At 44.3% G+C, this 21521-nt stretch carries 12 protein-coding genes and 1 tRNA gene; 6 read left to right on the forward strand and 7 right to left on the reverse strand.

The features are described from left to right. Positions 1 to 91 precede the first annotated feature (91 nt). The 5 genes from T494_RS13575 to T494_RS13215 all read left to right on the forward strand — a co-directional run bounded on the left by T494_RS13575 (position 92) and on the right by T494_RS13215 (position 10028). Positions 92 to 2623, forward strand: coding sequence for an Ig-like domain-containing protein (locus T494_RS13575; RefSeq protein ID WP_081777171.1), 2532 nt, complete (start codon positions 92 to 94; stop codon positions 2621 to 2623). A 322-nt stretch (positions 2624 to 2945) separates the two neighbouring features. Beyond that, positions 2946 to 6356 (forward strand): hypothetical protein, encoded by a 3411-nt coding sequence (locus T494_RS0100590; RefSeq protein ID WP_028504622.1) that lies wholly within the window; start codon positions 2946 to 2948, stop codon positions 6354 to 6356. A gap of 46 nt (positions 6357 to 6402) precedes the next feature. After that, positions 6403 to 7020 carry a hypothetical protein gene (locus T494_RS0100595; RefSeq protein ID WP_155983990.1) on the forward strand — a complete coding sequence of 206 codons (618 nt, stop codon included), beginning with the start codon at positions 6403 to 6405 and terminating at the stop codon, positions 7018 to 7020. Positions 7021 to 7100: 80 nt separating this feature from the next. After that, positions 7101 to 8630, forward strand: coding sequence for a cardiolipin synthase (cls, locus tag T494_RS0100600; protein ID WP_028504624.1), 1530 nt, complete (start codon positions 7101 to 7103; stop codon positions 8628 to 8630). Positions 8631 to 8756: 126 nt separating this feature from the next. Beyond that, positions 8757 to 10028, forward strand: coding sequence for a M48 family metalloprotease (locus T494_RS13215; protein WP_242836350.1), 1272 nt, complete (start codon positions 8757 to 8759; stop codon positions 10026 to 10028). 50 nt (positions 10029 to 10078) lie between these two features. Here the strand turns inward: T494_RS13215 and T494_RS0100610 are convergent, their stop codons facing one another. The 7 genes from T494_RS0100610 to T494_RS0100650 form a co-directional block, all read right to left on the reverse strand. Continuing rightward, positions 10079 to 11401 carry a radical SAM protein gene (locus T494_RS0100610; RefSeq protein ID WP_028504625.1) on the reverse strand — a complete coding sequence of 441 codons (1323 nt, stop codon included), beginning with the start codon at positions 11399 to 11401 and terminating at the stop codon, positions 10079 to 10081. Between the two features lie 97 nt (positions 11402 to 11498). Next, positions 11499 to 12311: a leucine-rich repeat protein gene (locus tag T494_RS0100615; protein ID WP_028504626.1), complete on the reverse strand. Its 813-nt coding sequence runs from the start codon at positions 12309 to 12311 to the stop codon at positions 11499 to 11501. A gap of 187 nt (positions 12312 to 12498) precedes the next feature. Next, complete coding sequence (locus T494_RS0100625; RefSeq protein ID WP_028504627.1) at positions 12499 to 17895, reverse strand: hypothetical protein; 5397 nt, start codon at positions 17893 to 17895, stop codon at positions 12499 to 12501. A 607-nt stretch (positions 17896 to 18502) separates the two neighbouring features. After that, entirely contained in the window at positions 18503 to 19636 is a 1134-nt protein-coding gene (locus T494_RS0100630; protein ID WP_347490828.1) for a hypothetical protein, read from the reverse strand. A gap of 98 nt (positions 19637 to 19734) precedes the next feature. Further along, positions 19735 to 19953 carry a hypothetical protein gene (locus T494_RS13715; RefSeq protein ID WP_155983991.1) on the reverse strand — a complete coding sequence of 73 codons (219 nt, stop codon included), beginning with the start codon at positions 19951 to 19953 and terminating at the stop codon, positions 19735 to 19737. A gap of 301 nt (positions 19954 to 20254) precedes the next feature. Beyond that, positions 20255 to 20800 (reverse strand): hypothetical protein, encoded by a 546-nt coding sequence (locus T494_RS0100645; protein WP_028504629.1) that lies wholly within the window; start codon positions 20798 to 20800, stop codon positions 20255 to 20257. A 77-nt stretch (positions 20801 to 20877) separates the two neighbouring features. Continuing rightward, a tRNA-Ser gene (locus tag T494_RS0100650) sits at positions 20878 to 20966 on the reverse strand. 140 nt (positions 20967 to 21106) lie between these two features. Between T494_RS0100650 and T494_RS0100655 the strand changes: the two genes are divergently transcribed. Beyond that, the gene (locus tag T494_RS0100655) at positions 21107 to 21517 is read left to right on the forward strand and encodes a thioesterase family protein (RefSeq protein ID WP_028504630.1); all 411 of its coding nucleotides are present in this window, start codon (positions 21107 to 21109) and stop codon (positions 21515 to 21517) included. Positions 21518 to 21521: the final 4 nt, after the last annotated feature.

Here is a 21521-nt window from a genome sequence, read left to right on the forward strand (position 1 = left end):
CATCTCTCTGATCCTGGTCGGAGAGATGTTTTTTTTACAGTAGTTTACACACGCTTGCGTCAATCAGCTAAGGGTGCCGATGAAGATGTGAATGGCGGCTGCCACCAACACAGCACAACCATCTTACACCCAAAACGGTGTTACTATTGAAGTTGATGACCCGGGTGACACACAAAGCGGAGGCGGCTTCTTTGTTACGGCCGAAAAACATGCAACAGTCAGTGCTCCGACCGGGTATGTAATAACGAAAGCAGAGTTTACCGCATCACATTATAATATAGAAATATTAAAATCAAATATAGGAACTGTAACTTACACCGAAACAACTGCCACCGTTAATGATATTTATGCCGGGACGTTTATTGTTGAAGCGTATGGCAAGAATGATATGGTACAGATCAGCAGTGTAACGGTCTGCTATGAGCCCAAATCGGACGACGTCAAAGGCGTACTGCTCAACAAGACCGCTGAAACCCTCGGCGTTGGCTCGCAAGTGAAGCTTAAAGCAAGAGTTATCCAGGAAGTTGCTGATCACAAAGACGTAGTATGGTTGAGCGACAATACGGACGTTGCAACAGTTGATCAAACCGGCAATGTTACAGCTGTAGCACCCGGCACTGCGACTATCACTGCGACCGCTACAAACGGTACCAATTCAAACACAGCTGACGATAAGACAGCTACCTGCACAATAATGGTGCTTACACCTATTGCGTATCTTGACTGGGACGCAGATAATAAGGCGGTCGTTGAAAAGAATGGCGATAACGCCTGCAAGCTCTACAACGTTATCCAGAGCACTGACGGCGATCTGGATCTGGATTCGGGATGGTATATTGTAAACAGCAACGTAACGATCAACGGTCTGGTCAGGATAAAAGGCGATGTTCATCTTATCCTCTGCGACAATGCAAAGATGACCGTTAATAATACCGATTCCAAAAATCCCGATAATTATCAGGAATCCCCATTTGCTATCGAAGTCAAAGAAAACAACAGCCTGACCGTCTATGGGCAGAGCGAAGGTGATAATGCGGGAGTGCTGAATCCTATATGCAGCAAAGGAAATAGCATCAGCCTTCGTGAAAATTCAAGCATGACGGTAAACAGCGGCAGGGTGACCACTAAAGCCGGAATCTACGGCGTTTTAACTCTTGGAACACTGACGATAAACGGCGGCGATGTGACATTCCACGGCAACAGCCGCGGCATTCTTCTTAACAAAAGTGCTAACAGCACCTATAATTATCCGTCCGGCGATCTGACGATAAACGGCGGAAGAACCACTGCTTATTCTGATACGTTTAGCGGGGCGATCTATAATAATGGCGATGGAGAAGTAAAATTTGCCGATAATATGTTTTTCACAGGGAAGGACAATAGAGACGACAGCTTAAAGGTTTTAAGGATCACTGCTCCATTAGACATTTATTATTATTATTATTATTATTGGGTGCGTATCGAACCTGTTGCCGATGTCGCCGAAGTATCCCTCAACAAGTCTGAAACAACTATCGCTGTCGGCGGCAAGGAAACGCTGAGCGCAACTGTAAGTCCTATAAATTCTGTTGGCACTGTGACATGGAAAAGCAGTGATGAAACAGTAGCAACGGTAGATGAAAGCGGTGTTGTGACCGCTGTCAGCGAAGGCACAGCCACCATAACCGCAACCGCCACAAACGGAACAGAAGAAACCGATGATGATAAGACAGATACCTGTACAGTTACCGTGGAAGCGGACAAAAACTACATCAGCAGCGCAAGCCTCTCCCTTAACGGCGAGATAGGTGTTAACCTCTACATCAAGCTCGGCAATCTCATCGGCGATGGCGCTTATGTTATGGTCAAAGGACCAAACGATACCGAGGCAAAGAGAGTAGATCTCAATAGTGAATTGTATGACATCGATCAGAACGCCTACAAGGTAAGCTGTCCTGTATATGCTCCGCAGATGGGCGAAAAAGTCGAGTTCACGCTGTACAACAAAAACAACGACCAGCACGAGATATGGAACTCTGCAAAAACGGACAGCTACGAAGTTTACAGTTATTCTGTGAACGACTACATCGAAACAGCTAAGATCAACGAAAAGGCTTCTTATAAACTCAAAACTCTCGCAGGCAAAATGCAGAACTACGGAGCGTGGTCAAGAGATTACCTTATCGCAAGCAAACAGATAAGCAGCGATACAGCTGCGATAGCCACGGCGAAAGATGTAGAAGATGTTGGCGTAGGTACATTTGAAGACTGCAAGATCATCAAGAGCGACAGCTTTGTTGTGGAAGGATTGAGCGTTTCGCTCAGCCTTGACTCCAAGACAGCACTCAGAATTTACTACAAAGGCGACAAGATAGATGACATCACAGCATTTTGCGGGGATGAAAGTGTAACTTTAAAAACAGGCACGGCAAGAGATATGAATTATGTTGAGATAGATAATATCCCTGCACATCATCTTCGCGACAACTATGAATTTACCTTTGGCGACAAGGGAACAGCGACAGTCAGCGCATATTCATACTGTTATCTTGTACTTGCAAACAGCACAAACGAAAAGCTGAAAAGCACAGTCAAGGCAATGTATGAGTACAGCGAAACGGCAAAAATTTACTTTAATCAATAACAAAGGGGAGTAAAAGTGATGAAAAAAGAGTATTTGTAATTGGAAATTGAGGTCATCAGGTTCCAGTCGGAGGATGTTATCGTAACAAGCTGTTCAACACAGACTGACTGTGGGTCGGAACTCACACCAATGCCTGTCGGATAGCTTTTAGATCTTGTTAATAACAGCGAAAAGGGATCACTTTTGATTGAAAGTGACCCTTTTTTTGTTGCAAAGAAAAATAATAAGACTTGCTTTGCTTGATGGATATTTGATGGATACCGTGTGATAAAATGTAAAGGAGTATAAATTGATAGTTCATCAACCGTAAGGAGGACACCATATGAAAGGAAAAATAGTTAAGCGTTTGGCGGCATTTGCTGTAGCTCTGGCAATGATAGGTTCGAGCCTGCCTGCCGAACTTGGCGGCATCGGTCTATTTGATGGTTTTTCGCTGACAGCGAGTGCAGCACAGGAAGCTGTATCTTACACAGTATACAGCTGGAACAATAGCACAAAGACGCTGTCTGAAACGACTAAAACGATCACTGACTACAAGGTAGTCACTAAGGACATCATCAAGAACAGTGAAGACGGAAATGGAATTCTGAGCGGAACTTATGTTGTCACACAAAACACCACAGTCGAGGATTATCTCTACATCAGAAAAGGCTGCACGGCAAACATTGTCGTTCCCAAGGGGGTTACCCTCACCTGCAAGCAGGGTATCGGCTGCGGCTATGATAAAAACAAAGCATATGCAACGCTTAACATCTACGGCGGCGGAAAGATCGTTGCCAACGGAATGAAATACGCCGCAGGCATCGGCGGAAAAGACGACGAAACAAACGGCAATATTACTATCCACGGCACAGAGATAGAAGCCACAGGCGGTCATCACGGTGCCGGTATCGGCGGCGGTGAGGGCGGTCAGGATCCTGATGCAAGCTCACCAACTATCACCATTTACGCAGGAAAGATAACCGCAAATGGCGGTATGGACGGTGCAGGCATCGGCGGCGGCGATGAACAGCCCGGTGCACGCACCTATATCTACGGCGGAGATATAACCGCAAGCAGTGAAAAGCACGGCGCAGGTATTGGCGGCGGCGACGAGGAAGGTACCTTCGGCATCCACATCTACGACGGTAAGATCACAGCCACAGGCGGTGAAGGCGGTGCCGGCATCGGTGCCGGTGAAGAAGGCGGCAATCTTCGCAAAAAGGATGACGGCGGCGGTATCAACATCTATGGCGGAGAGATCACTGCCAAAGGCGGCGGAATCAGTGAAATAGATAATGTCCATGCCGGAGCAGGCATCGGCGGCGGCTGGGATGAAGACATGAGCGGAACGATCTTCATCAGCGGCGATACAACGAAGCTTACCGCACAAGGCGGAATCGGTGCAGCAGGCATTGGTGCCGGCAGAGGTGAATGGCCGTTCCCCAACGGCGATATGAAAGGCGAAATCACGATCGAATGCGGCGATAACAGCGATCTCAAAATAATCGGCGGCTCCGGAGGTGCGGGCATCGGCGCAGGATTCCAAGGCAATATGCAAGGCAAAGCGTATATTAACGGCGGAAAAATAAAAATCACCAGCGGATATGAGGCTGCCGGTATCGGCGGCGGCCGCGAGGGAACCTTTGATGAAGGCGGCGAGGGCGGTACCGTTTATATTGGCGGCGGAGATATCACGATCGATCTCTTGAGCAATGATCCGCAGCTTGCCGATAGTCATGCGATCGGCCGCGGAGCCCTGGATGAAAAAACCGGAACACTTTATATTTCAAAAGACAATAACAAAACCGGGAAATGTATGCGTGTTGACTACCGGCTTTTTAGAGAGAAGGAGGGTTGGTCGGGTACCGCAAAAGCCGGCAGCCGCACGGATAAATGTCATGCAGAAAATGATGTACATATCACAGAATGCAATCACAAAGATGTCAACGGTAAAAGCGGACTGTCTTATTCGATAAACAAGAAAAACAATACTCATACTGTAAAATGCAAATACTGCGGGCTGAATAAAACGGAAGCACACAAGGGTTCTGACTGCGAATGCGGTTATATGTCGGGGACCTGCACAGTAACGCTTGTAGAATCAGGGAATTCTTATGCTGATGTTGCAAGAAATCAGGAATTTGAACTGCCCGACTATGAAAACAGGGCATTGTTTGGCAATGTCATTCCGACGTCTTTTTACAGAGTAACGGGCTGGAAACTGAGCGGCGATACCTCCGGTAAGGTCTATGAACAGGGAGAGAACGTAAAAATCACCAATGATATGACATTCACATCTGTAAAGGAAGATCTTTATCAGATAAAATTTGACACTTTAGTTAACGGCAGCTTCCGCGCAGACCTTACCGATGACGCTGCTTATGCCGCAGCGGGTGAAGTGTTTGAATTCGGTGTTGACGCTGATCCGGGTTACAGCGTGAGCAAGGTCACCTATAAAATAATGGACGGGGTTGACACTAATAACAATTACGTTTATTCCGCCCCGATCGAGATAGGGCCTGATAACGGCAAATATCAGCTGACGCTGCCTTCGTTTACCGAAACAAGCGACATAAAAAACAATATGATCGTGATCTCGGCGGAAATAACCAAGAATTCTGAAAGCACAATTTATATTTCCAGAAGCACAGGCGGGACCGTTTCTGCTGATAAGGAAACTGCAAAAGATGGCGATACTGTTACACTGACAGTTACACCGGGCAGCGGCTATGCTCTTGATAAAATCCGTGTTGTCAAAGCCAAAAACAAGGATACATTGGAGCTGACCAAGGTAAGCGAAACAAAGTACACATTCACGATGCCTTCCGAGAGCGTGGTAGTTTCTGCCGAGTTTGAAGAGGACGAGGACGCACAGAGTTACATCAGCAGCGCAAGCGTTTCTGTTGACGGCGAGATAGGTGTAAACCTTTACATCAAACCGGGAAACAACATCGGAAGTGGTTATGTAAAGGTCAAGGGACCCAACGATACTGATGCTAAGAAAGTTGAACTGACCGACGAAATATTCGACACTGCTGAAAAGGCATACAAGGTAAGCTGCCCTGTATATGCACCGCAGATGGGCGAAAAAGTCGAGTTTACGCTTTTTGATGAAAACAACGTTCAGCATGAGCTTTGGAACTCTGCAAAAACAAGCAGCTATGAAGTTTACAGGTATGCTGTAAATGACTACATCGAAACAGCAAAGAACAGCGATAAGGCTTCTGACAAACTCAAGACCCTCGCAGGCAAAATGCAGAACTACGGAGCGTGGTCAAGAGATTATCTTATCGCAAGCAAACAGATAAGCAGCGATACAGCTGCGATATGCGATACGACAGAAGTAACAGGCGTTAATGCAAGTACCTTTGAATCAAAGCAGATTGAGAAGAGCAGCGGATTTGCTGTGGAAGGATTGAGCGTTTCGCTCAGCCTTGACTCCAAGACAGCACTCAGAATTTACTACAAAGGCGACAAGATAGATGACATCACAGCATTTTGCGGGGATGAAAGTGTAACTTTAAAAACAGGCACGGCAAGAGATATGAATTATGTTGAGATAGATAATATCCCTGCACATCATCTTCGCGACAACTATGAATTTACCTTTGGAGATAAGGGAAACGCAACAGTCAGCGCATATTCATACTGTTATCTTGTACTTGCAAACAGCACAAACGAAAAGCTGAAAAGCACAGTCAAGGCAATGTATGAGTACAGCGAAACGGCAAAAATTTACTTTAATCAATAACAAAGGGGAGTAAAAGTGATGAAAAAAGAGTATTCGGAATTAGAAATTGAGATCATCAGGTTTCAGTCAGAGGATGTTATCACAACAAGCTGTCCGAGCCAAACAGACTGTAGTACGGAAACTGAGCCAATGCCTGCTGGATGATAAAAAACTTAATAACGGCAAAACAGTCAAGGCTGCTTTGTCGTTTATTCTGTATGAAAGGAACACTATGAAAAGAAAAATCACCTTAATATTACTTTGCACGCTGCTATTTACTGCGTGTGGAAAAGACAGCAGTTCCCATGTTGATGAGGACGGGTCTTCAGAAAGTTCTTCTATCACAAGCAAACAAGAAGATAAAGATAGCACGGACAGCGGAGCATGGGGCGGAGAGTTCAAGGGAACAGACTCTGATGCATCAACAGAAAAAGAATCGGATACTGCCGTCGATAGCAAAAACGATTCGGAAAATGCAGTTACATCATCAGCAGATAACAGGTCCGGAAACAATACCGATGCTTCCGGCGGGACATCTTCCGAGGCCAAAAAAGAAACAACTACGACCAACGGAAAGACTCCTGAAACGAGCGATAAGCAAACAGTTTCAACAGCTCAAACGGATAAAACGGCTAAAACATCCCAAAAAGATAGTTTTGAATTACCTCTTGTTCCTGTAGTTTAAGATCGGTAATCACGGTATTTTCCGCTATTGTTGAAAAGATTATGCACCGACATTATATCAAAGAAAAGGATTGATGGATAATGAAAAAAATCATCGGTAAGGTACTTGTTGTACTGCCTGCAATAGTTTTGCAGGTCGCTTGGTTTTTCGTTTTTCTCACTAATCTCAACGGAGTTATGAATAAGCATCTGGGAACAGTTCTTCACATCGTGTTCTCTGTGCTTGCGGTACTTTTTGTGACTTATCTTGTGGCAAAGAGAGATGAAAGCTCTTACAGACTGCTGTGGGTACTGGTCATAGTAGCTCTGCCTATTTTCGGTGCTATGCTTTACCTTATGCTTGGTCATAAAAGCACAGGAAAAAATCTGCTTAAAAAGCTTGAGCAGGCAAAACAAACTGTTGCTGAACCCGATGTTTCAGATTGCCCCGAGATAATTGCACAAATAAAAAAAGACGACCTTCGTCTTGGACAGTCGCTGGAGCATCTGTCACAGTCAACAGGCTTCCCTGTTTGCAAAAACGGTACGTCAAAATACTATCCCCTTGGGGACGATATGTTCCCGGATATGTGTGAGGATCTTAAAAAAGCCAAAAAGTATGTCTTTATAGAGTATTTCATTATTGAATCAGGCAAGTTCTGGGACACGCTGACGGATATTCTTGCACAAAGAGCAGCCGAGGGAGTAGATGTAAGGGTAATGTACGACGACCTTGGAAGCATAGGCACATATTCGCTGAAAGAAATTCGTGCTCTCAGAGAAAAAGGGATACAGTGCATACCCTTCAATCCGTTCTTCCTTATAAGATCTCAGCTCAACAACAGAGATCACAGAAAGATAATGGTTATTGACGGCGAGGTGGCTTACAGCGGCGGTGTTAATCTTGCAGACGAGTACATCAATGCTGTGGAAAAATTCGGTCACTGGAAGGATATCGGTTTCCGCCTTACAGGCGATGCGGTGAACAGCTATAAATATATGTTCGCACAGTTCTGGAACGCATTTTCAAAGCACAAGATACCCCAGGAATATCTTACTCAGCAAAAGAGCACAGCTGCTTCGGACAACGGTTATATCTTACCGTATTACGATTCTCCTATGCGTGATGAGCATACCAGTAACGAGCTGTTCACTGATATGCTGAGTGCGGCAACAGACTACATCTGGTTCTACACTCCTTACCTTCTGCTTGGCGATACTCTTTTTGATGCGTTCATAAGAGCCGCTAAAAGAGGCGTGGACGTAAGGCTTATAACCCCCGGAATAGCCGACAAAAAGATGGTTCACAAGATGTCAAGGAGCCACTACAAAGACCTTATTTCAGCCGGTGTAAAAGTTTACGAATACACTCCCGGATTTGTTCACGCCAAGGCATTTATTGCCGATGATAAGATCGCAGGCATAGGAACTGTCAATCTTGATTACAGAAGCCTTTTCCTTCACTTTGAATGCAACTCTGTTTTCTACAAGGCTGATATAATCAAAACACTTAAACAGGACTATCTTGATACACAGAGCAAGTGTGAGCAATGGACGCTTGATTCTATAAAAGTCGGATTCTGGCGCACTTTCGGCAACAACCTGCTGAGAGTCATTTCCCCGCTGCTGTAAACAGCTGAAGGATGACAAGTAATACTTTTGAATGGAGGCAGTATTATGTCTATAAATCCAAGCATCTTTATTTGTCCGCAGGACAGAAAAACCCTGAAAAAGCTCAAAGCAATTCCAGGGTTTTCGATGTTATTCAAAGCATTTATGAAAGTATGGAGCGAGCAGAATTTCAGGGTAGCTATGCTGTCTTCAAAATTAAAAGTCAGCGAAAAACAGCTGCCGCAGTATCACCAAATGCTGTGCTCTTTATGCGAGGATCTGTGTATTGATGTTCCCGAGCTGTATATTGAGAGCAACCCATACCCGAATTCTTACACCATAGGCGAAAAAAAGCCGATGATAGTTCTTACGACCGGGCTTTTGGATTGTGTGCCAACAGAGCTTATCCCAACTGTGCTTGCACATGAATGCGGACATATAATCTGCGGTCATGTGCTTTATACCACTATTGCACACCTTGTCATAAAGAAAGGCATAATCAGCAGTCTCAGTTCGCTTTTGTCCGCACCATTGGAAATGGGCTTCAATCACTGGATGAGAGCAAGCGAGTATTCCGCAGACAGGGTTGCGGCAGTCATTGACGGAACGAGTGAAAAGCTGACCGAAGTTTGCATGCACTATGCAGGCTACGGAAAAGGTTTTCCGTTCAAGCCTGATGCAGCAGCGTTTCTCGCCCAGGCTGAAGAGTATGAGATCGAACTGAAAAAAACCAAAAACAACAGGACTTTTGAAATAAACAATATGAAACGCAAGGACCACCCGCTTTGCGTTGTCAGGGCACGCACCTGTCAGGATTGGGCAAATACGGATGCCTTTACAAAGATCTGCAAGTATGTAAAAGACGAAAGAAACGGCGTGGTGAACAGTGATATGATACCTGTTCCGGGCAATCCGTCTGATTTTATAGGTCAAAAACATGAAATAATCGGTCAGAAACTGCAAGCTGCAGGTTTTACACACATTGCATACAGCATGGTTTTCGGCAAAGATCTTCCCGGCAAGGATGGTCAGACCGTTGGTGTAATGATCGGAAAAAGCAGAGAATATCTGACGGGCGACCTTATAGATAAAAACGAGAAATGCCTTATAACATATTACCGGGTGGATAATCAAAGAAAATCCGCCGACGAGCATAACGGATACATCAAGGTAGGTTCCGGCAGCAGTCACTTTACAGGTATGGATAAAGACGATGCTGTGAAGGAGCTCAGTGAGCTTGGCTTCAGAACAATTATCACCGTTGCCGAAACAGACAAAAAAAAGCAGGAAAAGAATGAACCCGGCTCTGTTATTTCGGTAACGATAAGCGGTCTTGAAAAGTTCAGGAAGAATATGTGGTTTGACCGGGAGTCTGATGTTGTCATCGCCTTTATTGACAAGGAAGATTCATTGGTTTGATGGATTTTCTTTGATTAAAATGACATGGAAAAGATGCAGCTGAGATCTCATCATTTTCTCTTGTCCGACAGCTCATGCTGAAGCAGCTGCTCAGCGAGTATTTTTAGTTCAAAATCAGTTTTCATTTTGTTCTGCTCAATGCAGTAGTCAAAGGAATTTGGACAATGAGCACGATAAAACCGAGTACACTGGGGCAGGAACGCACAGCCAACGCACTTTTTATCCACGTCGCTGGGTGAACAAAGCTCATCAAAAACATTTTGATCGGTAACTCCGTCAAAGACATTTCCCCAGCTGTTTTCATTGCCCGGCAGATGCTCGCAGTTATAAAAAGCTCCCTGCGGATCTATCACGATACTTTTATCAAGGTTGTCCGCCATACAATAATTTGTGCGAAATTCGCTTTTGCCGGATTTTCTTTTAAGAATTCTTTTATCGTAATTTTTCAAAAGAAGCTCATAATAATCTTTATACACATCAAGACAATCGCTTTTGTGCTGCTGCTGAAAAAGCATATACAGATACATTCTGACGTTATCATACTCTCCGAAGAGCATTTCCATTTCGTCGATAAACGACTGCATATCAACTAGGTTTCCTTTATCAAAATTGACCCTTAGCTGGATCTTTATCTCCTCATCAGCCATATATCTGATAGCAGCCATGACTGTATCATAATTATGCTTTACAGGGTTGATATACTGCTTGCGTGCCATATAGTCACGGCGGCTGCCGTCAAGGGATACCTGCACATTTTTAAGATGCCATACCCTTTTCATTTCTTGGGCAAGCTGCTTGGTTATAAGGCTTGCATTGGTTATAAGCTTAGATTTAAAGGGTACTCCTCTGCTTTCAAGCTCACCGCAGACACGAGATATCGTATCTGCACAAACAGTAGGCTCTCCGCCGAACCACGACAGCGTTATTTCATCATCCTGCCTTGTTTCGCAGATAAAGTCAACAAGTTTGTCAGCGGTTTCTTTTGTCATTGTTTTGACCGGATAGCCTTCCTCGTAACAGTAAACGCAGCGAGCGTTACAAGCTGTTGTAGGCAGAATGGTGTACGTTTTAAGTCCCTTACTTTCAGGCTGAGTTATCCTGATAAGCTTTACTGCCTGAAGATACTGTGCTGTCTCGTCGTAATCATCCGGAACAACAAATCTGCGCTTTGCAAGTTCAAGCACCTTTTCGGGTGCGGCAAACTCCTCATCGGTCAGACTTACTATCTCGCCTGTTAAAGTATTTTTCATCAGCTTGACGCCATTATATTCAAAAGGAATGGTCCAGCACGCAAGACGCAGCCCCTGTGTTTGGGGATGATTGGTGCTGATAAAAGCGATCACTTTTTCGTTTGGTTCTTTTATAGTAAACATAATTCACACCTCGGAATAATTATACTACACTTTGATCAATAATGCAATGGATCAGAAAAAGAAAACAGACAGCAAATTAAATGCTGCCTGTTTTTTATTATCTGCTCTTTTTCTTGAAAACGATCACAGAAACGCCTGCGATCACACACAGTGCACTGATAACAGATACAACTATAACAACCCCTTTTTTAGAGCTGCTGTTCTTTCCAGCTTCCGAGGAAGATGTATCCTCATAATCAAAAGATGATACACTGTCAGATTGCTGATCTTTTACGGAGTCACTTGACTCTTCAGTAATCGCACTGTCTGCGTTGCTGCTGTACGAACTGTTAGCCTCATATCCGCTGTCAGATATGCCTTTTGTTTGTGACGTTGTCGACTGCGCAGTGGTCGTCACGCTGCCTGATGAACTGCTTGTTGGATTTGTCCCCGTCTGAGCGGCTGACGACTTGTTTGTTGTTGCAGCAGTTTGTTTCGTGCCTGCTGTTGTTGATTTGGTTGCCGCAGTTTCCTTTGTGCTCTGCTTTCCGCCGGGGTAGATCACCTCAACGCCCTTTGGGGCAATTATCTTCACCTCAGCAGATTTGCAGCTTATCGTTTTAAGCGAGCTTGCCCCCGCAAATGAATCATCATAAGAATACATTATAGTATCGGGAACTTCTATCTGCTCAATGCTGCTGCAGCCTTTGAAAGCATTATGTTCTATTTCCGAGACAGGTCTGCCTGCGATGCTTGCGGGTATCTCGACCGCCTTTTCATCGCCGAAATAGCCGCATATCGAAACATAGCCCTCGTGGACGTGATAATAGTAATGCCCGTGTGAGTATTTCGTATCATCGGCAAATGCTGTAAAGGCAAGTGTCAGCACTGCAAGAAGCACAGCAGCTGCCGTACAAACAGTCTTTTTCATACACATCTCTCTTTCAAGAAAAAGGAGACGGGATAACCCCGTCCCCCTCAATTGCTATTCTGACCAAAGCTTAGTCCACGTTGCCCTGACGTTCCGGATCACTGGTAGTTATAATATCATCTGCTTCAAACGTGATTATCTCAAGCTCGATCTCTTTATACTCTTTCATTTACTTCAACCCCCTATATTACATAGTCTGTGAAACTATATCACCAAGTATCTCGTGAGTATTACCGTTTTTATCGGTGTACACAAGATATGCTCTTACATACCATGTGTCACCAACGTTGACCTTAGACTTTGTCCATGTATACTCAACAGATATCCTATCCGAAGCACCGCCTCTTACAAATGTTGAGCTATCCACATTGAAGGTATCAGGATTTGCTGCGACACTTGCATCATTTGTAGCGATAACACCGGCTTTGTCGATCCTGCAGCCCTCGGGAACTGTACTGTATGATACAAAGACCAGATAATTGTTTACGGTATCCTTGTACATATTGATTATCTCAGTTGTACCAACTGCATCGACCTGCTCATCTTCGTCAACATATACGGCATAGAGTGTGAGGTTTCTGTCAGCAAAGAACGAATAGGTCTTATTGTAGCTTATTACCTTATAAGCGCCGTCTCTCCAGTGGCTGAACTTCTGACCGGTCACGGGCTCGTCAGCGGTAACACTGATAACGGTATTCTGTGTAAATGTGCCGTCAGCATTAGCTTCGCCCTTCGTAACAGCTCCGCCGTTTACAGTTATGATATAAGTGTTGTTATTGAGCTGATAGATCGGCTTGATAACGATGACCTTACCATCATTTCCGGCTGCGATTTCCTTTGCTTTCTCAAGAGTATCCTTGCTGTCATATACACCGTCGAAGTTGTAATCCCAGCCAAGTGCCTTGTTTCCGTTGTAGGTCGGAAGATCAGGATCATCGGTTGTCTGGTCCTGCTTGAGCTGAACGCTCTTGATTATCTGATTGTAAGCAGACTCCCAGACGATAGATACCTTTGTCTGCAATACAGTGTTCGTTACAGCTATGATCTTATCTGTACCTGTAACGGTGAATGTGTACTCCTTGGAACGAGATACTACCATTCCGTAGTCGTTTTGCCAGAATGCAAAGTTTTCTTCGTTTGAAACAACAGTGATCCTTTCACCAAGATAATGCTGGTTGTAATATGTGTTGCTGCACTCATCACCGTTGATCGTGTAATTTCTTCCGCCGTTTATCTGAACATTGACCTTTGAGATCGGCTTATACTTTGCAATAAGATTAATCGGTCCGTCAACGGTGTGGCTATATGTGTTTGAAGTCGAGAGGAGCGAATCGCTCACCTTTTCATACCAGCCTACGAAGGAATAACCTACGATATGGGGAGCAGTTAAGGTAGCAGTTTTACCGTATTCATATTCTCCGCCGCCTGTCAGATCGGCAGGAACATCGTATCCGTTCACGTCATGAGCTTCAACTGTGACATAGTTGAGCCTCTGGTGTGCCTCAAAGGTAGCAACGTAGAATGTATTACCTGTAACTGCCTTAACATCGGAATCCCAACCGCTGAAGATGTAGACATAATTATTATCAGGTTCTTTCGTAGGTGTAGGACCGTTATACTCGGGAGTTGTGCCGTATTCAAGATCCTCATCTGTTTCAAGAACTGTCTTATCATGGTTCATCCAGTAGACTGTGTACTTCTTCGGATCGTACTTGGGCAATTCAATATAATCGCTCTTAGAACCGTCATAGTCAAATATGAATTTTGCATTCTGAGACTCGGTTTCAGCACCCTTTGAATCACTTACCTTGAATCGTACTACAAAATAATCGTCACCGTTATCAGCTTTATAAGATTTTACAGCATCCTCATTATCAGCAGCGCAAGCCATTGAGCTTGTTGTGAAGCCTGCTTTTGAACGGTCTACATCCGAGCCGAAATCCATGTAGTAACACAGCTCCGATGTGTCACTGTCATATTTAACGCCGAGGCACTGCGCATAATCATTGTTTACAGGCAGCGTTGCCGAATAATCGGTAGTATAAGTGTAGAACGAAATGAATTTGGTCAAGTTTTTATAATAAGAATCCAATATTGGTCCATCAGTGGGTAAATAAGTTAAAGCTCGATAACCATTCTGGTTCTCTATGATGCTGCTGTTGCTGTTTATAACAGTAACAGGGGTCTTGAATGCTTGGATGTAAGTCGTTCCCTCATAATTAAATGCAGCTGATACAAATTTCCAATCAAGAGTAACATCAATAGCGAGGTTCAGGTTCTTCATCTTATCAAACATCGGTTCATCTCTGAGCAAGCCTGCAGAGTAAAGCTCATCTCTGAGGCTGGTGTTTGTCATTTTGTTGACAAAGCTGCTGCGCTCATCGGTGGTGAAAGTATGATGTATAGGTTTTTTATAGAAATCGTAATCACCGGAATACATAAGTGTTACCCTGGAATTAAGAGTATAACAGTATGGGTGATATTCCGGATCGTTTTCCAGCTTATTGGTCAGTATCTCGGAGGTCGAATGATATGTAGTGTGCAGATAGATATCATCTCCGCCTGCGTCCTGGTTAAAGTCCTGTTCCTGCAGCGAGCCGTCTTTCTTTGCATTGAACCACATGGATTTCAGCAAAGGTGCGGTCTCACTGTAATCTTTGGCATAATAAAGGTACAGATACTTTCCGCCCGAATTATTGTTCAGGTTCACGCAGCCTGTTACAGGAGAATATGTAACTCCGTTATTTGTAACGTTTCCAAGAGAAACTGCCTTGCTCTCTTTGCGGATATACAGACCTGTAATAGCCTTTTTGGGATCGGTGGTGGTCTTATAGCCTACATATACATAGTCTCCGCCGCCGCTCTTGTTGGTATCCTGGTTAATGACCGTAAAGCCCTTATCGGTCAGCTTCTTCTTAGCATCAGCCTCTTTGCTTGCAGCTGCGGTCATTATCTCGCTGATGTACTGGGGAGTTTCGGGATCCATGATCTGATACATATAGATATCGTCTCCGCCGGCATCATCGTTAAGATCCCAGATCTTGCCTTTTGAATCGGTAACGTTCTGGATATTTGCCGAGTTTCTGTTACCGCTCTTTGAATCAAAGAACACACGCTCGATAGCCTTGCCGTCCGAGGAAGCATCGGTGGTATAATACAGCCATGTCCAGGTACCGCCGGCATCGCAGTTAAGGGCACCTGTCTCATTTACGAATTTCTCAACTCCGGTGTAAGGGCAAATATTATATTGCCGTGAGCCAAGTGTCATTGAGGACATATTATTGCCTTTTCCTGTAACGATCTTCAGATCCTTGACAGCCTCGGCGTAATTATCGGTAGTCTTATAGCCAAGATAAATATAGAGTCCGCCGGCATCTTCGTTAAGATCCTGATCGATAACAGTATAGCCCTCATTCTCAAGCAGTGCCTTTGCTGCATCGCCATCGCCTTTAATACCTGAAAGCTTAAGCTCTTTGATATACTTGCCTGTAGCAACAGCGCCTGTCTCACTACCGTGAGGATAAGCCTTAATTTCGCTTGCATCATGTCCCGAAGGAATACTTTTGTCAATGAGCTTTACAGCAGCATGGTACTTCTGGTTCAGAGTATTGTAAACAGCGTTTTTAGGATACTTGGCAACGTTATTAATAAGTGCTACCATACCCATTGCCTGAGTAAGTGAGGTAAATATCGTCTCTCTGAACATAACTCTTGGCAAATATGACTGAGAATCAAAGTTGTACTTCAATGAACACAGATAGTCAAACTCATTGATCGGGTTGTCCCGAATGCCGGTGCCTGAGGTCGTGATCTGATTAGTGATACTCGATATGCATTCTTTCAACTTTGCATCCTGGATATTATAATCATTTTTGTTTGTCTCTATTGCCTTCTGCACAATAGCCTCATTGTAAGCTATCATTTCTTCTTCTGAAGCTGTTTCAGGATCCAGTATCTTCTTAGGAGTAACGTATTCACCGTTAGGAGCTTTTATACGGTACCCGTCAGGGATTTCAGCATCATCAGCTATGACTTTTCCGTCGCTGTCAACTAATTTATAGCCGTCTGGCAGAGGCTCGCCCTTGAGCCATGTGGTCATAAAATAGTCGGTCTTTGCATCGGTTATCATTTTTTGAAGTAATTTATATGCTGAGCGCAGCTCATCAAGAGCTTTATCAAAATCTCTCAGTTTTTCTGCCTGCTGATCAGTCTTGATCTTCAGGAGCATCTGAGTATGCTGATCCAGGGTCTGCTGCATCTTGTCGATCTTTTCCATGATCTTCTTCAGCGCTTTCATTACCTGAGCGTGCTCAGACTCCATAACGCCGGTCATTTGCAGGATATTCGAAATAATACTCCACGCAGTAGATAAGCCTCCTCCGATCGTAGTACCCCAGTATACAATCGTACCAAAGTTACTATTCAGACCTCTTGTGAACTTCTGGATATCAATCAGCGTCTGAGCGTCAAGTGTTCCGCTGGGCTTATAGGAAATATCTCTTTCCATGCTGCTGCCGGTATAGAAATGCTTTTCGGAAACAGCTGCGGCAGGCTTTTCGCCCCAATCGTTCACAAAAGCGTCAGCAGAAAGCTTGACTTCGCCGTAAAGATCGAAATTCTCAGGTGTCTTTCCATTTGCGGGCACTGAAAGCTTGAGCTTTGCTGTGCCGTCGTTCATCTCGACAGACTGAGCCTTTGCGTCCTTGAACTGCTCGCCGAAGGACACCATATCTGTGGTGATCTTGTCTGCAAACTTACCGCAGTTTGCATAAAGGTCAAGTGTAATGTCAAGGTTTTCGCCGTTTTGCTCGCAGTAGTCAAGATAGCCTGCAAGTGAAACGCCCGGCAGATAAACCTCGGACTCTTTGCCGCCTACTGTGATCTTCTTGCCGTTTACAAGCGCAGCAAAGCCATTGACTGTCTTAACACCGTCAGCTTCAAAGGTAACGGCTATGGTCTTGTAGTCCTTCTTCTCAGCTGCGATGACCTTTACGCCCTCAACTGTAATACTGTCCTTTGTGATAGTGTTTATATCGCCCATGTCATAAGCGATAATATCAGCAGTGATCTTTTCGCCCTCAGCTTTGATGCTCTCGGGATCAAAGCCCAAGTAAGGCGACATAACAGGTATATCCACCTGCACATAGTCCTTTGCACCGTTGATACCCGATGCAAGAACGACTACCTTTCCAGGTTCGTAGATGTTCACCTGCTCGTTCTTGACGGGAGTTCCTTTGAGTGTAAGCGTAACAGTGTCGCCGTCAGCGGACACGCTTCCTACGCTCATTTCCTTGAACGCATTGTCAAGACGGATATCACTCTTGCTGATACCCTCTTTGAAGGTACTTCCATCGAGTCTGAGCCTGATAGTATTAAGTGCAGATGTGGAACCTACATATTCCAGATCTGTGCTCAATGTCAGGGGGGCAGACGGAGAAACGCTGCTTACAGAAGAAACATCGCTCACTGAAGCACTTGCCTTAACGTCAGCTGTATTGTCACTTTGCGAGGTCCAGCCTGCAAATGACGTAACAGTCAGAGACAATGCAAGTACAAAAGCAAGCATTCTCTTTTTTGCTTTCATAGTCATCCTTCCTTTCACTGCAACTAAAAATTCAGTTCTTGTCGATAGCCATGTATTAGTGGGTTTATTATATCACACCAAATCCATCAAATATCCATCAAAAATCTTGTTAAATGCCCAAATAATTATTTTTTAGATAAGAAATAGATTCTTTGTAACACATATAAATCTCTATTGACAATGGTAAATAAAAAAACAAATCTTTTAACTAATGTAATGATAGCATATTTATCCAAAAATTGCAATAGACAGTTTTACCTCAAAATGTAGTATAAGCTACAAATACAACAAGATCTGTAGCTAAACGGCTTGTCCCATATAAAATAGTTTACAAAACGATAACATTGTGATATAACACTAAAATGCAAGAAAGTGAGCGAATGAAAAAACGAATGATCGCAATTTCGCTTGCTGTCCTGTTTGCGTTTCCCTGTAAAACCTGACAGCAAAGCAATGACACAATACGCATCTATTAGTATCAGCCGGGAATACACCTCATTTAACATGTCTTTCGGGATCGGCTGAAAAAGCAAACGCTATCATAAACCACACATCTGAATACAAGCTAAAAGGGACTGTTCACTGTGGACAATCCCTTTTTATAGTGTCAGTTTTTCGGAAAGTAATTCTTTGCCGCCTCGCTGTACTCATACATTGCCTTGACTGTGCTTTTCAGCTTTTCGTTTGTGCTGTTTGCAAGTACAAGATAACAGTATGAATATGCGCTGACTGTTGCGTTTCCCTTATCTCCAAAGGTAAATTCATAGTTGTCGCGAAGATGATGTGCAGGGATATTATCTATCTCAACATAATTCTTATCCCTTGCTGTGCCTCTTATTAAAGTTACATTTTCGGTACCGTGTTTAGCTGTGACATCTTTGTCTTCTTTCGAATCGCCTTTGTAGTAAATTCTGAGTGCTGTCTTGGAGTCAAGGCTGAGCGAAACGCTCAATCCTTCCACAGCAAATCCGCTGCTCTTCTCAATCTGCTTTGATTCAAAGGTACTTGCATTAACGCCTGTTACTTCTGTCGTATCGCATATCGCAGCTGTATCGCTGCTTGTCTGTTTGCTTGCGATAAGGTAATCTCTTGCCCACGCTCCGTAGTTCTGCATTTTGCCTGCGAGCTGCTTCAAATTGTATCCGCCTTTGATCTTTGCTGTTTCGATGTAGTCGTTCACAGCATACCTGTAAACTTCGTAGCTGCTTGTTTTTGCAGAGTTCCATATATCGTGCTGAACACCGTTTTCATCGAAAAGCGTAAACTCCACTTTTTCTCCCATCTGCGGAGCATATACAGGACAGCTTACCTTGTAGGCGTTCTGATTGATGTCATACAATTCACTATTGAGATCTACTCTCTTTGCCTCGGTATCGTTTGGTCCTTTGACCATAACATAAGCGCCATCGCCGATGAGATTGCCGAGCTTGATGTAGAGGTTAACACCTATCTCGCCGTTAAGGGAGAGGCTTGCTCCGCTGACGCAGCTTTGTGCTTCCTCGGTTTCTTCAAACTCGGCTGAAGCTATGACACTCTCAGTTGGCATCGTAAAAGTATACTTTGTGTCGCTGACCTTTGCCAGCTCGACTGCGTCCTTGTTTTTCGCAGTGATAACACGAATACTATCAAGAGTATAGCCGTTGTCTGGTGCAACTGTCAGGGCGACTGTTTCGCCTGCTTTTGCGGTTGCCTTATCAGATGCAGCTGTACCTCCTGACCTGTCGCTGATATATACCGACAGGTCAGGATTCTAAACGAACTCTGCCGAAACGATGATACCGTTTGCTGGATAATCATTAAGAACGGGTATCGTCAGCTGATACTTGCAGTCAATAGCCGCTATTTCAACAGGATCAGCGTATGTAATCCGCCGTTGTCAAAGCCGATGATGTAGGTGTATGTTACCTTGCTTACACTGTGATCAGGCTCAGGCTCGAAAGAGAAGTTCACCGTTTCACCAGTATTTGCATATTCAACATCTGCTGCGCTTGCCGTCATTGTCGAACCGCCGAACAGCCCGAAGCCACCGATGTCAGCAGGAAGGCTCAGGCCAATCATTGCCAGAGCAACAACAGCTGCCGTCAGACGCTTAACCTTTTTCCTTTCATACGATATTCTTCATATGCTTGATGAACAATCAATTCATACCCTTTCACATTTTACAACAACAAATCCATCAAATATCCATCAAATCGGTTATTTATACTACATAAATACATAGCTTTTACGAGGAATGACTATATACAGCATCGACACTCATGTTGACAGCGAGAGCAAGAAACTGAGTGCAGATGCGATAGCAAAGGCTCTTGGCACAAAAAAGCAGCCCTCATAAGAGGACTGCTGAATGTGCTGTATATTAGCTGAGCTTGATAGAAGCGAGGACTGCTTTAGCCTCAGGGCTGTCAAACTTGAAACCGCAGGAAGAAACTCTGATGTTCTTGCCGTTAACGGTTGCATAAAGCTCAAATCCTTTATTGAGGTCTCCGCCGTACTCAAAGCCGTTCCACTCGATGTCGCCGACCTTGGTAGCAGGAAGATCCTTCTGATCCTGAGTATATGTCTTCTTGTTGTAGTCATACTGCTGCTTCATAACATCGTCTTTCTCGCTCTTAAGGTCAAAGTATGAGAAATCAGACTTCTTAACAGAGCAGTAGTTAGGATCGTTCTCATCAAGAGCATCGCCCTTTCTGAGCGTCCAGCCGTCCGGCACGAGAACTGAGAATACACCCCATGTCTCAGTCTTTCCGGTGATCTCCTTGTCCTCAGCCGCAGATGATGCAGCTGCGCTTGATGCAGTGCTGTTGTCCTCGGACTTGCTGCTGTCGCCGCAGGCGGTCATACCCAGCATAAGAGATGATGCAAGGATAATGCTTGCAGCTTTAGCCATGATCGACTTTTTCATGTTGATTACCTCCTACAATTCTTCATTTCGCAAAAAAACACAATCGCCCTTTGCTCAAGGCAAAGGGCGTGTGCAAGCGCAGATGGAGAGATTTGAACTCTCGCGACGGGATTGCCGTCCTACCGCATTTCGAGTGCGGACCCTTCAGCCACTTGGGTACATCTGCGTATTGTTTATATAACTTTTACATTATACCATATCAAACAGAAAAAATCAATACTTTTCAAATAAAAAACTCAAACTGCTTGACATCTGACGGCTTATGTGCTATCGTTTAACTATAGATTTAAAAAGGCGGTATCAGCAATGGATTTTAAATATATGCGCAATGCATACTACTACGAAACGGACAGAATGGACATCGTGCATCATTCAAATTATGTCCGCTGGCTTGAAGAGGCAAGAGTGGAAATGATGGATAAAATGGGTTTTCCCTTTGCAAAGCTTGAGAGTCTGGGCGTGCTGGTCCCGGTTCTTTCGGTGCAGACCGAGTATTTTTATCCTGTGAGATTTGGTGATAAGTTTGAAGTCACGAGCAGACTCACCGATTTTAACGGCTGTAAGTTCTCGCTTGAATATGAAGTCAGCAATATTACTCAGGATAAGCTGTCACTGAAAGCAAAGACCTCGCATTGCTTTACAAACACACAGCTTCGACCGGTGAGATTGAAAAAGATCTGCCCCGAGCTTTACGAGCTGTATCTGAAATATATGTGATAAC

The organism is Ruminococcus sp. FC2018 (assembly GCF_000621805.1).
Classification (GTDB): domain Bacteria; phylum Bacillota; class Clostridia; order Oscillospirales; family Ruminococcaceae; genus Hominimerdicola.

What these genes read in the sequence shown, in the direction of transcription:
- T494_RS0100615 (WP_028504626.1), bottom strand. Translation starts at nt 12,311, where the DNA reads ATGAAAAAGACTGTTTGTACGGCAGCTGCTGTGCTTCTTGCAGTGCTG.
- T494_RS0100590 (WP_028504622.1), top strand. Translation starts at nt 2,946, where the DNA reads ATGAAAGGAAAAATAGTTAAGCGTTTGGCGGCATTTGCTGTAGCTCTG.
- T494_RS0100645 (WP_028504629.1), bottom strand. Translation starts at nt 20,800, where the DNA reads ATGAAAAAGTCGATCATGGCTAAAGCTGCAAGCATTATCCTTGCATCA.
- cls (WP_028504624.1), top strand. Translation starts at nt 7,101, where the DNA reads ATGAAAAAAATCATCGGTAAGGTACTTGTTGTACTGCCTGCAATAGTT.
- T494_RS13715 (WP_155983991.1), bottom strand. Translation starts at nt 19,953, where the DNA reads ATGATTGGCCTGAGCCTTCCTGCTGACATCGGTGGCTTCGGGCTGTTC.
- T494_RS13575 (WP_081777171.1), top strand. Translation starts at nt 92, where the DNA reads ATGGCGGCTGCCACCAACACAGCACAACCATCTTACACCCAAAACGGT.
- T494_RS13215 (WP_242836350.1), top strand. Translation starts at nt 8,757, where the DNA reads ATGTTATTCAAAGCATTTATGAAAGTATGGAGCGAGCAGAATTTCAGG.
- T494_RS0100625 (WP_028504627.1), bottom strand. Translation starts at nt 17,895, where the DNA reads ATGAAAGCAAAAAAGAGAATGCTTGCTTTTGTACTTGCATTGTCTCTG.
- T494_RS0100655 (WP_028504630.1), top strand. Translation starts at nt 21,107, where the DNA reads ATGGATTTTAAATATATGCGCAATGCATACTACTACGAAACGGACAGA.
- T494_RS0100610 (WP_028504625.1), bottom strand. Translation starts at nt 11,401, where the DNA reads ATGTTTACTATAAAAGAACCAAACGAAAAAGTGATCGCTTTTATCAGC.